The 16,176-nt window shown below is 31.4% G+C and carries 5 protein-coding genes; 4 read left to right on the forward strand and 1 reads right to left on the reverse strand.

The annotated features are described in order from the left end of the window. Positions 1-26 precede the first annotated feature (26 nt). From ACE193_RS16795 to ACE193_RS16805, 3 genes are all read left to right on the forward strand, one after another. Entirely contained in the window at positions 27-4,229 is a 4,203-nt protein-coding gene (locus tag ACE193_RS16795) for a PAS domain-containing protein (protein WP_375559381.1), read from the forward strand. 285 nt (positions 4,230-4,514) lie between these two features. Continuing rightward, positions 4,515-8,885, forward strand: a complete 4,371-nt coding sequence (locus ACE193_RS16800) for a PAS domain-containing protein (RefSeq protein ID WP_375559382.1) — start codon at positions 4,515-4,517, stop codon at positions 8,883-8,885. A 50-nt stretch (positions 8,886-8,935) separates the two neighbouring features. Beyond that, on the forward strand, positions 8,936-13,855 hold the full coding sequence (locus ACE193_RS16805) for a PAS domain-containing protein (RefSeq protein WP_375559383.1): 4,920 nt from the start codon (positions 8,936-8,938) through the stop codon (positions 13,853-13,855). A gap of 82 nt (positions 13,856-13,937) precedes the next feature. Here ACE193_RS16805 and odhB read toward each other — a convergent pair whose 3' ends face one another. Further along, complete coding sequence (gene odhB, locus ACE193_RS16810) at positions 13,938-15,494, reverse strand: 2-oxoglutarate dehydrogenase complex dihydrolipoyllysine-residue succinyltransferase (RefSeq protein WP_375559384.1); 1,557 nt, start codon at positions 15,492-15,494, stop codon at positions 13,938-13,940. Between the two features lie 313 nt (positions 15,495-15,807). Between odhB and gldC the strand changes: the two genes are divergently transcribed. Continuing rightward, positions 15,808-16,149 carry a gliding motility protein GldC gene (gldC, locus tag ACE193_RS16815; protein WP_375559385.1) on the forward strand — a complete coding sequence of 114 codons (342 nt, stop codon included), beginning with the start codon at positions 15,808-15,810 and terminating at the stop codon, positions 16,147-16,149. The last annotated feature ends 27 nt before the right edge of the window (positions 16,150-16,176 follow it).

Consider the following 16,176-nt stretch of genomic DNA (forward strand, 5'->3'; position numbering starts at 1 on the left):
ACAATTAATACTCAAAAGCTACTTTTATGACTACTTACGAAGAATTAGAAAACTGTCAAAATCAACTTCAATCTCTAGTAGATGCACTAGACCGAAGTGCCATTATTTCTATTGCTGATAAAGAAGGAAAAATCACAAAAATCAATGAAGAGTTTTGTAGAATTTCTAAATATACAGAAAAAGAACTTTTAGGAAAAGACCACCGAATTGTAAACTCTGGACATCATCCAAAAGAGTTTTGGAAAGAAATGTGGCGAGATATTTCTAGAGGAAAAACATGGAGGGCAGAAGTGAAAAATAAAGCCAAGGATGGTTCTTATTATTGGGTCGATACAGTAATTAATCCAATGTTTGATGAGAATAAGAAAATTACGAGTTATTTATCTATTCGTTATTTAATTACAGCCAAAAAGGAACAAGAGTTTGAAATTCAACAGCAACATGAGGAGTTACAAGCAACAGAGGAAGAATTAAGACAAAACTTAGAAGAATTAAACGCAACCCAAGAACAGTTACAAGAAACTTTCTTATTAAATAAATCTCAGTTAGATGCTATCAGTACAAGTTTTGGGTATGTAGAATTTAATTTAGAGCGAAAAATAATTAAAACCAATTCTATTTTTGCTGAATGGACAGAGTTTTCAGAAAGTGAGCTTATCGGACTTTCTCACAAAAATCTTTTGCCTCAAGATGAAGAAACAGAAGGTTATTTCAAAAACCTTTGGAAAAAATTAAGTGAAGGCAAAACAGTAAGTGGAATTTTCAAACGAAAAACTAAATCAGATAAAGATTTGTGGGTTTTTGGTGCATATTGTCCTGTAATAAATGAAAAAGGAAAAGTAATTAGAGTAGTCAAAATTGCTTCTAATTATAACTCTCAAAAACAGGCTGAAATTGAAATACAAGCACAGCAAGAAGAACTACAAGCCACAGAGGAAGAATTAAGACAAAACTTAGAAGAATTAAACGCAACCCAAGAACAGTTACAAGAAACTTTCTTATTAAATAAATCTCAGTTAGATGCTATCAGTACAAGTTTTGGGTATGTAGAATTTAATTTAGAGCGAAAAATAATTAAGGTAAATCCAATTTTTGCAGAATGGACAGAGTTTTCTGATAGTAAACTTATCGGACTTTCACACAAAGACCTTTTGCCTCAAGATGAAGAGACCGAAAGTTATTTCAAAAATCTTTGGAAACAGTTAGAGGAAGGCAAAACAGTAAGTGGAGTATTCAGAAGAAAAACCAAATCAGATAAAGATTTATGGATTTTTGGTGCGTATTGTCCTGTAAAAAATGAAAAAGGGAAGGTAATTAGAGTCATCAAAATTGCTTCTAATTATAATTTTCAAAAACAGGCTGAAATTGAAATCCAAGCACAACAAGAAGAATTACAAGCAACAGAGGAAGAATTAAGACAAAACTTAGAAGAACTAAATGCTACACAAGAACAATTACAAGAAACTTTCTTATTAAATAAATCTCAGTTAGATGCTATCAGTACCAGTTTTGGATATGTAGAATTCAATTTGGAAAGAAAAATAATTAAGGTAAATCCAATTTTTACTGAATGGACAGAGTTTTCGGAGAGTGAGCTTATCGGACTTTCACACAAAGACCTTTTGCCTCAAGATGAAGAAACCGAAAGTTATTTCAAAAATCTTTGGAAACAATTAGAAGAAGGCAAAACAGTAAGTGGAGTATTCAGAAGAAAAACCAAATCAGATAAAGATTTATGGATTTTTGGTGCGTATTGTCCTGTAAAAAATGAAAAAGGGAAGGTAATTAGAGTAATCAAAATTGCTACAAATTACAATGCTCAGAAAAGAGCTGAAAATGAAATTCAAACTCAACAAGAAGAATTACAAGCAACAGAAGAGGAATTAAGACAAAACTTAGAAGAACTAAATGCAACCCAAGAACAACTTCAAGAACAAAAAGTCAAAATTGAAGAAGAAGGTCTTTATAGAAAAGCTATTTTAGAAAATGCTCCTATGATGCTTATTGCAACTGATTTGGATGGTACAATTACTAGCTTTAACTCACAGGCTGAGAGGTTATTGGAGTATGATGCTACAAAAGTAGTTGGAAAGGTTTCTCCTGCTATATTTCACGATATGGAAGAAGTAAAATCCTATGCAAAACAGCTCACTGAAGAGTTAGGAGAAGAGATTCCACTTGGTTTTGATGTCCTTACAACAAAAGCAAAACGAAATTTACCAACTGCAAAAGAGTGGACATATATTTCTAAAAATGGAAACAAAATTTCAATAGAGTTACGTGTCAGTATCATAAAAAATGATAAAACAGGAGAAGCTATTGGTTACCTTGGGATGGCACAAGATATTACAGAGAGAAAGGAAGCTGAAAAAGAACTTGACAAACTCTCTGTGGTGGCTAGAGAAACCAGTAATGCGATCGTAATTACGGATGCACAAGGTTATACAACGTGGGTAAATGAAGGTTTTACTAGAACAACAGGTTATACACTTCCTGAAATTATAGGTAAAAAACCAGGGAAGTTATTACAAGGAAGAGGTACTAATTTTGACCATGTCTTGGCTATTCGTGAAGGTTTGAAATCTAAAAAACCATTTACTCAAGAAGTTTTAAATTATGATAAACAGGGTAATGAATATTGGTTAGAACTCAATATTACTCCTGTTATAGACAAACTTTCAGGAGAAATAACACAATTTATTGGTATTGAAACTGATGTTACCAAGCGCAAAAAAGATGAAGAAGATTTGAAACGTCTTTCTGTAGTGGCTAGTGAAACCAGTAATGCAGTCGTTATTACAGATGCACAAGGTTATATTACGTGGGTAAATGAAGGATTTTTGAAAGTAACAGAGTATTCTCTTACCGAAGTGATAGGCAAAAAACCAGGTGCGCTTCTACAAGGAAAAGATACAAATTATGACCATGTTTTGGCAATCCGTGAGGGATTAAAATCTCATAAGCCATTTACACAAGAAATACTCAATTATACCAAATATGGAAAAGCATATTGGTTAGAACTCAGTATTACCCCTGTATTTGATGAAAAAACAGGCGAAGTCGTACAATTTGTGGGAATAGAAACGGATATTACAGACAGAAAGCAAGATGAACAGCTTATTTTAGAAAAAAATAAAGCTCTTCAAACTTCAGAAGAAGAATTGCGTCAAAACTTTGAAGAACTTCAAACCACACAAGAAGAACTACAAAGACAAAAAATAGAAGTAGAAAGAACACTCAGAGAACTCAAAAGTACACAAAGTCAGCTTATTCATAGTGAAAAAATGGCGACATTGGGGCAACTTGTGGCAAATATTGCACACGAAATTAATACACCTTTGGGAGCTATTCGTTCGTCAGCAGGAGGAATCGAACAAACGCTTACAGAAACATTACCTATTTTACCTGATTTTTTGAGTGCATTGCCTAAAGATGAACTCAAAATTTTCAATAAAGCTGTCAAATTTTCGGCTGAATCTCATACCCCTCTCTCTTCTAGAGAACAAAGGACTTTAAAATACGACTTAATTGATAAACTAGATGCTTACAAAAAGGTACAATATGCGAATCGTTTTGCTGATTTGCTTGTAGATAGTAGCATTTACAAAGACGAAGAAATGGTTGATGCTATTCTCAAAACCAAAAATCCTTATTCTCTCTTACAGACAATCAGTCATATCTCATCAATCATTAGGAGTAACCAAACCATTCAGATGGCAACAGAAAGAGCATCAAAAATAATTTTTGCACTCAAAAACTTTTCACGCCAAGAGCAAAATGGAATAAGAGAAAAAATGGATATCAATAAAGGTATCGAAAACACACTTATTTTATATCACAATCAAATCAAACATGGAGTTGAGGTACAAAAAAAACTTGCAAACATTCCTAAAGTTCAAGGATATCCAGATGAGTTGATACAAGTTTGGACAAACCTTATCCATAATGCGATACAGGCAATGAAAAATGAAGGCACACTTACATTAAAAAGTGAAGAAAAAGGAACAAAAATTCTTGTCAGTATTTCAGATACAGGAACAGGGATTCCAAAAGAAGCTCAAGAAAGGGTTTTTGACGCATTCTTTACAACAAAAAAAGCAGGAGAAGGAAGTGGATTAGGATTAGATATTGTTAAGAAAATTGTAGAAAAACACAATGGCAAAATTTGGTTTGAAAGTGAAGAAGGAAAAGGAACAACATTCTTTGTAGAAATTCCTATCATAGAATAAATAGAATAATGGAAAGAAAAATAGCTCTATTTTAATAATCTTGAAATAGAGTTATTTTATCGTCAGAGAGTATGCTATTCTTTTTGTCAAAACAATTAAGTTCAATATACCATTTGAATTTATCAATAATAACTTACTTATAATTACTACTTTATCATTAGGAATGATTACAACTTGTCAAAGCAGCGAAGCTAATTACGAATGTAATGTATTGAATATCAATGGCTTATTTTTTTCTAAATGAGTGCTTTATTTAATTCTATTCCTTAGCAACTTATCGTATTTATGAATTACTTAAAAAAAGAATTCTATCAAATTCTAAAATCTGACGAAGAGTTTTTTGATTTTAATCAGTCAATAGCTATAAATGGATTATGGTTTTGGAATATAGAAAATGTAGAAAAAAAATGGATTAATCCTGCTTTTAATCATGCTTTAGGATATGAAGATAATTATCTTGATACAGATAGTTTAGTAGAAATTGTCTATGAAAAAGATAGAGATGTTTTAAATCAAATTCAATCTTTTTCTCAAAAAAATACTTTTGATGAACAACTCATCCGTTTTTATCATAAAGATGGTTCTATTATTTGTTTCTCTTTTTCATTTTTAGTGGTAAAAAATAAAAATCAAGAGTCTTCTCATGTAGTAATTGGGTACAAAGAAATTACGCATAAAAATATTTATTCTTTAATAAAAAGATATGAGTCTATTCTAAATAATCATTCTACTTTTATTATTCGTATAGATATGAATGCTAATTATACGTATGCCAATGATTATTTTTGCGAGTGTTTTGGATTGGATAAGCAAAATATAGTAGGAAAAAATGCGATGAGTTCTATCTTAGTAGAAGATCATAAAAAATGTATAGAAGTAGCTCAAAAATGTGTTGAAAACCCAAACCAACCTTATTTCATATTTCTCAAAAAACCACTTCCAAATAACCAAATAGCTCATACAGAATGGGAGTATAGAGCAATTACTAATCAAGATGGGCAAGTAGCAGAAATTCAGTGTGTAGGAGTAGATGTAAGTGAAAGAATAGCTGCCGAAAAACAGAAAGAAGAGCAAACAAAAGAATTAGTTCATACACAAAAACTTCTCAATACATGTAATTCGCATGCTAAGATTGGTGTTTGGAACTTAGACTTAAAAACAGGAATTGTACAATGGGATAAAATAGCTAGAGATATACATGAGGTAGATGAGAATTTTGTAATACATAACAATGGTATCGAATTCTACCAAGAGAAAGATAAATTACGTATAGAAAAAGTAGGCATGTTAGCCATGACAGAAGGCAAAAGTCCTGATGAACAATTTGAGATTATTACTTACAAAGGAAATAAAAAATGGATAAGAGTAATCGGAGTGCCTATTATGGAAAATGAGGTTTGTATAGAGTTTTATGGCACTATACAAGATATTACCTCTCAAAAACATGTTGAATTAGAACTCAAAGAGAAAGTAGAAGAATTAGAAAAAGCACAAAAAGATTTAATATATACCCAACAAATTCTTGAAACCTGTAATGAAAACTCAAGAGTTGGAATATGGGAGTTAGATTTACAAACACAATTTATAAAATGGGATAAAATCATAAGAGAAATACACGAGGTAGATGAGAATTTTATAGTTGATACTAAAATTGGAGTTTCTTTTTATAAAAATCAAGAGCAAGAGAAAATTAAAAAAAATATTGCATTGGCTATCCAATATGGAATAAGCTATGATGATGAGTTTCAATTTATTACTAATAAAGGAAATAACAGATGGGTTCGTGCGACAGGTGTACCTACTATGAAAAATGGAGTTTGTGTCGCTTTATATGGTACTTTTCAAGATATTACAGATAAAAAAGAAAAAGAAATTCAGTTCCAAGAAAAAATAGAAGAGCTTGAAAGTACACAAAATCAACTTATTCATACTCAAAAGTTACTAGATACTACTAATGAGGCTGCAAAAATAGGTACTTGGGAACTTAATTTAGATGATTTTAGTACAAATGTTGATAAAGTTACTAGACAAATTCATCAAGTAGATGATGACTTTACTTGGAATGTTGATAATGCGATTCTATTTTACAAAGAAGGATATAGCCGAGAAAAAATTGCTAAGGTATTTAAAAGAGCTTTCGAAGAAGGAGTGCCTTATGACGAACAACTTAAAATTGTTACTACTAAAGGAAATGAAGTTTGGATACGAACTATCGGAATTCCTACATTTGAAAATGGAAAATGTGTCGAACTATATGGTACATTTCAAGACATAACACCTCAAAAAGAAGCTGAACTAGAAATAAATGCAAAAGTAGAAGAACTAGAAATTACGCAGCATCAACTTATTCATATAAAAAAATTATTAGATGCTTCTAATGAGGCTGCACAAATTGGAACTTGGGAACTTGACCTAAATAATTATGCTGTAATTTGGGATAAAGTAACTAAATCAATCCATGAAGTAGATACTAATTTTGTTACTACAGTTGAAAATGGAATAGAATTTTATACAGAGGGGTACAGCCGAGATACAATTCAAATAGTATTTAAAAAAGCTTTAGAAGAAGGAACTGCATTTGATAAAGAACTCAAAATTATTACAGCAAAAGGAAATAAAATTTGGGTAAGAGTAATTGGTGTGCCTACATTTGAAAATGGAAAATGTGTGGAACTCTACGGAACAACCCAAAATATAGATAAACAAAAAAGAAATGAAATTGCTCTTCAACAAAAGTTAGAAGAGCTAAAAGCAGCACAACAAAAAATTCAAAAAATTCAAAAAAATCTTACCTTAACGTTAGAAAAAACAAATGTTGGGTTATGGAATCTAAATCTTACAACAGGAAAACCTTTTTGGGATGAAAAAGCCTATGAGTTATTTAAAGAAACAAAGGAAAATTTTACACCTCAAAAATGGCAAGACAAAATTCATCCTGAGGATTTGGAATATGTTTTGAAAAATGTTGATGAATTTATGAAAGGTAACTTACCTACCTTTGATATCAAGTATAGAATGATACATACGAATAATGTAATATGTTATTATCATTCTCAAGGTGTATTGGTCGAAGAAGATAAGGAACAGAAAATAATAGGAATTGTCCAAGACATTACCAAGGAAAAAGAATATGAACAAATCATTGAAAAACAAAATAAAAAATTAGCTGATTCTGAAAAAGTACTAAAAAAAGGATTCAAAAAAATGTATCATCTTCAACAAGATTTAGAAAATCAAAAACAACAATTAGAACAAATTTTTGATGCTGTTCCTGCCATGATTTATCAATTTAAAAGGCATAAAAATGGTGATGTTTCTTTTCCTCTTGTTAGTAAAGGCTCAGAAATTATTTTAGGAGTAGAGTCAGAGCAAATTAGAAATACCTCCTCCAAAGAGATTTTTGAAGCTATTCATCCAGATGATTTTCTAGATTTTGAGGATTCAGTACAACAGTCAGCAGAGAAGATGCAACAATGGGAATCTGAATTAAGGCTGATGAAAGAAGGAAAAGAAGTCTGGATTCATGCTACTTCCAAACCTACTCTAATTGAGGATGGAGAAATTGTATGGACAGGTATTATGCAAAATATTGATGAGCTAAAAGCAACAGAGTTAAAAATTCAAAAACAAAATAAACAACTGCAAGAAACGCTAGATGAATTAAGAGAAACACAATCTCAACTCATTCATAATGAAAAAATGACAACACTAGGACAACTTGTTGCTAGTATTGCTCATGAAATAAATACACCTTTAGGAGCTATTCGTTCATCGGCTGGGACTATTTTCAAATTACTCAAAGATGCGCTATCTAAGTTGCCTAAGGTAATAAAGTTGCTTTCTGAAGAGCAGTTAGGAGACTTTAATACCTTGATAGAAAAATCAATGGAAACAAATGCTATTTATTCTTCTAGAGAAAAAAGAGCTATCAAATACAACCTAATTGCTGATTTGGAAACCAAAAATATTTCTCAAGCTGATAGAATTGCTGATATGTTAGTAGATACTGGGTTACACTCAGAATCTGAGCTTTATGAACCATTCTTAAAATTACCTCAAGCAGTACAAATTTTTGATTCTATTTATGAAGTCTCAACAATTCTGAAAAGTAATTCAACTGTAAGAATAGCTACTGAAAAAGCTGCAAAAATTATTATCACACTCAAAAACTTTTCTCGTCAAGACCATACAGGAGAAAAGAAACCTACAAATATTAATAAAAACCTAGAAAACACACTCATCCTTTATCAAAATAAATTAAAGCACGGTATAGAAGTAGTTAGAGATATGCAAGATATTCCTATAATAAATGCGTATGAAGATGAGTTAGCACAAGTTTGGACAAATTTACTTCACAATGCTATTCAAGCCATAGATAAAAAAGGAATAATTTATCTTACTACCAAAAAAGAAGAAAACAACATTTTAGTTTCCATAAGAGACACAGGAAAAGGAATTCCTGATAAAGTGCAGAAACGAATTTTTGATGCTTTCTTTACGACTAAACCAGTAGGAGAAGGAAGTGGATTAGGACTTAATATTGTTAAAAAAATTATAGAAAAACATGAAGGAAAAATCTGGTTTGAAACAGAAAATATAGGTAAAAACACAGGAACTACTTTTTTTGTAGAATTACCCCTAGACAAAAATAGATAGACTCACAACAATCAAAACACATAATAAATAAATAAACTCCCTTACCCCTTATGAATTATTTGAAAAAAGAATTTTATAAAATTCTAAAATCTGACGAAGAGTTCTTTGATTTTATTCAAATGAATGCTTTTGATGGTGTTTGGTTCTGGAATTTAGAAAAGTCAGATGACAAATGGATTAATCCCAATTTTTGTAATCTGTTAGGGTATAAATATCAAGAGTTACAAGGCAATCAAATTCAAAAAATTGTACATCAAGAGGATCAAGCAAAAATTCAAGAGGTTTTTAATAAATATCTCAAAAATACTCAGTCTGTACATGAAGATGAGATACGATTTGTACATAAAGAAGGAAAAGTGTTTTGGTTAAAACTAAAAGCTCTTGTATTTGGTAAAAAAGAAAGCCAAAATCATAGAGTAGTAATTACACACACAAATATCACTCAACAACACAAACAAGAAGAACAACTAGAAAAAACTTTAGAGAGGTATGAATCTATGCTAAATAATCATTCCCTTTTTATTATACAAACTGACTTATTAGGTAATTATTCGTATGTCAATAATCACTTTTGTGAGCGTTTGAATCTTAAAAGAGATGATATAATAGGAAAAAGTGCCATATCTATTATTATACAAGAAGACCATCAAAAATGTAGAGATGCTGTCTATGAGTGTTTTGCTAATCCAAATCAATCTGCATTTGTTCAGTTGAGAAAACCTATTTTTGATGAAAAAACAAATCAAACTACTAAAAAAATCATCTATACAGACTGGGAGTATAGAGCTATTTTAGACAAACAAGGAAATATTAAAGAAATACAATGTGTAGGTATAGAAGTAACTGATAAAATACTAGCTCAACAAGCCTTTCAAGAAAAAGCGAAAGAATTAGAAGTAAGTGAAGAGGAATTACGTCTAAACCTTGAACAACTACAAGAAACACAATATGAAGTAATACATACACAAAAATTATTAGAAGCTTGTAATGAAGCTGCACAAATAGGTGTTTGGGAGTTAAATCTAATGAACTACTCTACCAAATGGGACAAAGTAATTAAAGATATTCATGAGGTAGAAGACGATTTTGTGTCTGATGCTCAAAATGGAATTCTTTTCTATAAAGAGGGATATAGCCGAGAAACAATAACTAGAATATTTACAAATGCATTAGAAGAGGGCATTCCTTTTGACGAACAACTACAAATTATTACAGCAAAGGGAAATGAAAAATGGATAAGAACAATAGGAATACCTACATTTGAAAATGGAAAGTGTATCGAAATGTATGGTACATTTCAAGATATAACAGAAAAAAAAGAAAGAGAGTTGGAGGTAAAAGAAAAAGTAGAAGAATTAGAAACTACACAAAGCCAACTTATTCATACACAAAAACTACTAGATGCTTCTAATGAAGCTGCACAAATTGGTACTTGGGAGGTTGAGTTAAATAATCTTAATGTAAAATGGAATAAAGTTACTAAACAGATACATGAGGTAGAGGATAGTTTTGTGGTTGATACTCAAAATGCAATTAACTTTTTTAAAGCTGGATACAGCCGACAGATAATCACAAGAGCATTTACAAAAGCAGTAGAAGAAGGTATCTCTTACGATGAACAGCTAAAACTTATTACAGCCAAAGGAAATGAAATTTGGGTTAGAACAATAGGCATACCTACTTTTAAAAATGGAAAATGTGTAGAAATTTATGGAACAATTCAAAATATAGATAAACAAAAAAGAAACAAAATTAATCTTCAACAAAAGTTAGAAGAATTAGAAGTTTCTCAAAGACACCTTTTATCTACAAGCAAACTTTTAGAAACCTGTAATGCAAGTGCTACTATCGGAACATGGAATTATGATGTAAATACGAAAGATATTATTTGGGATCTTATTGTACATAATATTTATGAACTGCCTATCGATATAGAATTAGATACACCTGCAAAAATAAACTTCTTTAAAAAAGGACATAGTAGAGAAAAAGTGATAAAAATACTACAAGAAGCAAGAGAAGACGGCATTCCATTTGACGAAGAGTTAGAGCTTATTAATTTTAGAGGAAAGCATAAATGGGTACGCATTATAGGACTTCCTCAAATGGAGAATGGAAGGTGTGTTGAATTATATGGAACTTTTCAAGACATTACAAAACAAAAACAAGCTGAATTACAATTCAAAGAAAAGGTAAATGAATTAGAAAATGCACAACAAGAAATTCAGAAAATTCAAAATAAACTTTCTACAACCTTAGAAAAAACGGGGATTGGACTTTGGGAGATAGACCTTCAAAAAAATGAAATATATTGGGACAATCAACTTAGAAAAATGTTGGGGGCAACTGATTTACCAGAAGGAGCATTGAGCAGAACAAATAAATTTAATTATATCAATGAGGAAGATGGAAAGCGTATAAACAAACACTTAAATGACTTTATTTCTGGAAAAGTCACAAGCTATCACATGGTTTATCAAACTATACCTATACAGGGAGTAATAAAATTTCATGAATCAAAAGCTATTTTGATAAAAGATGTAACAGAAACTCCTATCTCTATACTAGGAATTACACAAGATATTACCTATCAAAAAAATGCTGAGTTACAGCTAAAAGAAAAAGTAAATGAATTAGAGAATGTGCAACAAGAAGTTCAAGTCATTCAAAATAAACTTTCCATAACATTGGAAAAAACAGGAGTAGGATTATGGGAGCTAAACCTCAAAACAGGGAAAACAGAATGGGATGACCAGTGTTATACAATTTTTCATGAAACAAAAGAAGAATTTGCTCCTGAAAGATGGCAAGAAAAAATTCATCCTGAAGACTTAGGATATTTTTTTAAAAATCTTGAGGAGATTTCAACAAGCCAATCTTCTATTTTGGATATAAAATCTAAAATGAATCATAATAATAAAATGTATTATTATCATATTAAAGGAGTCTTGATTGAAGAAAGAAATGAAAAGGTAATTATAGGTACAGTACTAGATATTACAAACCAAAAAAGTGCTGAATTACAACTCAAAGAAAAGGTAGATGAGTTAGAAAAAGCACAGCGAAAAATTCAAACCATTCAAAATAAGCTTTCTACTACTTTAGAAAAAACAGGGATTGGATTGTGGGAGTTAGACCTAACAACCAACCAACCTTATTGGGATAAACAGACCAAAAGAATGTTTGGGGTTGATGAGAATGCGAAAATAAATAGTGAGAGTGCAGCTAAAAGAGTCAATGCTGATGATGTTATAAAAGTTAATGAAATGCTTGTAGATTTAATCAAACAAAAAATTTCACAGTATCATACAATATACAAAACTGTACCTATTAATGGAAAAATTCGTTATCATGAATCAAAAGCTGTATTGATTAAAGATGAAAATGATATACCGATTTCTGTTTTTGGGGTAACACAAGATATTACAAAGCAAAAAGAACATGAACAAATCATTGAAAGTCAAAATAAAGATTTAGCTGTTTCTGAACAAGAATTAAGAAAAGGAATCAGAAAAATGTATCATCTTCAAAGAGATTTAACAAGTCAAAAACAACAGTTAGAACAAATTTTTGATGCTGTTCCTGCTCTGATTTATCAATTTAAAAGAGATAAAGAAGGAAGTGTGTCTTTTCCTCTTGTGAGCAAAGGTTCAGAATTGGTTTTGGGAGTTAAATCTGAAGAAATGCTGAATGATGTTTCAAGCGATATTTTTGAAGCAATACATCCAGAAGATTTATTAGGTTTTCAATCTTCAGTACAAAAATCGACTGATACTATGCAAAAGTGGGAATCTGAATTGCGTCTTCTGAAGAATGGAAAAGAAGTGTGGATTCATGCAACCTCTAAGCCAACTCATACAGATGATGGAGGAATTATATGGACAGGAATTATGCAAAACATTGACCAGTTAAAGAAAACAGAAATTAAAATACAACAACAAAACAAACAACTTCAAGAAACTTTAACCGAATTAAGAGAAACACAATCTCAACTTATTCATAATGAAAAAATGACAACACTAGGACAGCTTGTTGCTAGTATTGCTCATGAAATAAATACACCTTTAGGAGCTATTCACTCTTCATCTGCAAGTATAGAAAAAATGCTCAAAAGCACTCTTTCAAAGCTTCCTAAAATTATGCGACTTCTATCTGAAAAAGAACTAGAACAATTTAGTTCATTGATAGAAAAATCCATTGAAGCGAATATTATTTATTCTTCAAGAGAAAAGAGAAACCTAAAATACAAATTAATTGATGAGTTGGATACCCAAAAAATACCTCAATCTGATAGAATAGCTGATGTTTTGGTGGATATTGGAATTGCACAAGAAGAGCAACTTTATGAACACTTCATAAAATTGCCTAATGCCGTACAAATCTTAGAAGCTGCTTATCAAATTGCAACTATTGCCAATAGCAATAATACGATACAAATAGCAACAGAAAAAGCATCAAAAATTATTATAACACTCAAAAATTTTTCTCGTCAAGACCATACAGGAGAAAAACAAGTTACTAATATTAATGAGAGCCTAGAGAATACTCTGATTTTATATCATAATAAACTTAAATACGGAATTGAGGTAGTCAAGCAAATGCAAGACTTACCTTTAATAAATGCCTATGAAGATGAATTAGCACAAGTTTGGACAAACCTACTCCACAATGCCATTCAAGCGATTGATATGAGTAGAAATAAAAAAGGTAAAGTTTATCTCACTACTAAAAGACAAGAAAATACTATTTTAGTAGTTATAAAAGATACAGGACAAGGAATTTCTGATGAAATTCAGCAAAAAATATTTGATGCTTTCTTTACTACCAAACCAGCAGGAGAAGGAAGTGGGCTAGGACTTAATATTGTCAGAAAAATTGTAGAAAAACATAATGGCAAAATTTGGTTCGAAACTGAAAATATAGGTGAAAATACAGGAACTACTTTTTTCGTAGAATTACCAATTCAATAATTTTTACCATAGAAAAACCCTAAGGACCTTGAAGACCCTTAGGGTTTAATATTGTTGGTGTCTTGACCAACGACTTATTAGTTTAAACTCCCAAAAGTAATCTTGAAGGGTCTTCTATAAGTTCTTTGATTCTGTAAAGGAAGGTTACAGATTCTTTTCCATCTACAATTCTGTGGTCATACGAAAGAGCAACATACATAATCGGACGAATTTCTACTTTTCCATCAATCGCAACAGGACGCTGGACAATATTATGAAGTCCTAAAATAGCTGATTGAGGAGCATTGATAATTGGAGTAGAAAGCATAGAACCAAAAATACCACCATTTGTAATAGTAAAAGTTCCACCAGTCATCTCATCAATCGTCAGTTTGCCATCTCTCGCTTTTACAGCCAAACGAACTACTTCTTTTTCTACTCCTGCAAATGAAAGTTGCTCTGCATTACGAATAACAGGAACAACCAAACCACGAGGAGAAGAAACTGCTATCGAAACGTCAGCATAATTATGATATAAGATCTCATCATCTTTTTCGCCTGTAATTTGAGCATTTACACCTGGAATTTCCATAAGTGCCATTGTTACAGCTTTTGTAAAGAAAGACATAAAACCTAAACCAATTTCGTGTGTTTCTTTAAATTTATCTTTATATTTTTTACGCATTTCCATAACAGCCGACATATCTACTTCATTAAAAGTAGTAAGCATTGCCGTTTGATTTTTGGCAGCGACCAAACGTTTTGCAATCGTCTTGCGAAGTGAAGACATACGTTCTGTATTTGTACTACGGTCGCCTTGAGTAGAATTTCCAGAAGATGCAGGTGCTTTGTTATCTTTCTTAGAGGAAGATGGTGCTTTTGGTTGAGAAGCTGACTTTTGAGCATTTTGAGCATCTTCTTTTGTTATTCTTCCATCTCTTCCTGTTCCTTTTACATCTTTGGCATCAATTCCTTTTTCAGCTAATAATTTTGCTGCTGCTGGAGAAGCATGTCCTGTTGCATAACTAGAATCTGAACTAGAGTACGTTTCATTAGTTGAGCTACTTGTTTCTGTTTTAGAGCTAGAAGAATCCGAACTAGAAGAACCATTTCCACCTACTTCAATTTTGGCAAAATCATCTCCAATAGCAAGTGTAGTACCTGCTTCTACCATGTGAAATACTTTTCCAGCTTTTTCAGCAGGAACTTCAAAGTTTGCTTTATCAGATTCTAATTCACAGATTGGGTCATCTAATTCTACTTCTTCGCCATCTTCTACAAGCCAGTTTGCCAAGACTACTTCTGAAATAGATTCGCCTACTGTCGGAATTTTCATAATATAATCTTCTGCTTTTTGAGAAGAATCTTCTTTTTTCTCTGATTTGTTTTCTGTCTTAGTTTCTTTTTGTGGTTCGTTTCCATTTTCTCCTTCTTCAATAACACAAAGAAGTGCGCCTATTTCTAAAGTATCACCAGCTTCTGCTTTGAATCTTATGATTCCGTCAGCTTCAGCAGGAACTTCAAAAGTTGCTTTGTCAGATTCTAATTCACAGATAAGGTCATCCATTTCTACGTGGTCACCATCTTCTACAAGCCAGTTTGCGATGACTACTTCTGTGATAGATTCGCCAACGGTAGGTATTTTCATTTCTTTTGCCATATCGTATTAGGAGTTTTGTCGTTACGGTTTTTTGGTTGTTTTCTTAGGTTTATTAAGAATTTATTGTATAAAATCCAAAATAGACTACAATAGTTTAAATATACTTCAAAAATACTAAAAAATTGTGATAAATGATAAGACTTCTGTTTTGACTTTTGTATTAGATAAATCTGCAAAATAATAGTTTATATTATACCATTTATTTTTTTGTAAATTTGTATTCTTATTTCGCTGTTGCTTATCAAGACATAAGCAACAGTATAAAAAAAACGCCGTTGTTGGTGTCGCCACCAACGACACATAAAATCACAAAATGAAACAATCTGAAATCCGTTTTAGTATAGAATTAGATGATAAAAATCTACCCGAAAAAATATTTTGGAAAGCGACTGATAGTGGACAACAACTTGAAGAAGCAAAGGCAATCGCTTTGGCTATTTGGGATGGACACGAAAAAAACTGCCTTCGTTTAGATCTTTGGACAAAAGACATGCCTGTCGAAGAAATGAAAGGTTTTAGTATCAATATTTTGGGTGGAATGGCAGATACTCTTCTTAGAGCTACCAATGATGAATATATGGCACAAGAAATTCATCAACTTTGTGAAAAACTAGCTTTATATTTGAAAGAAAGCCAACAAAATACAGAAAAGTAAATTTTAAACCCTAAGGGTTTTCAGAAA

Source organism: Bernardetia aquimarina (assembly GCF_042180575.1).
GTDB lineage: Bacteria > Bacteroidota > Bacteroidia > Cytophagales > Bernardetiaceae > Bernardetia.

Coding starts and splice junctions, on each gene's coding strand:
- gldC (WP_375559385.1), top strand. CDS start 15,808: ATGAAACAATCTGAAATCCGTTTTAGTATAGAATTAGATGATAAAAAT.
- ACE193_RS16795 (WP_375559381.1), top strand. CDS start 27: ATGACTACTTACGAAGAATTAGAAAACTGTCAAAATCAACTTCAATCT.
- odhB (WP_375559384.1), bottom strand. CDS start 15,494: ATGGCAAAAGAAATGAAAATACCTACCGTTGGCGAATCTATCACAGAA.
- ACE193_RS16800 (WP_375559382.1), top strand. CDS start 4,515: ATGAATTACTTAAAAAAAGAATTCTATCAAATTCTAAAATCTGACGAA.
- ACE193_RS16805 (WP_375559383.1), top strand. CDS start 8,936: ATGAATTATTTGAAAAAAGAATTTTATAAAATTCTAAAATCTGACGAA.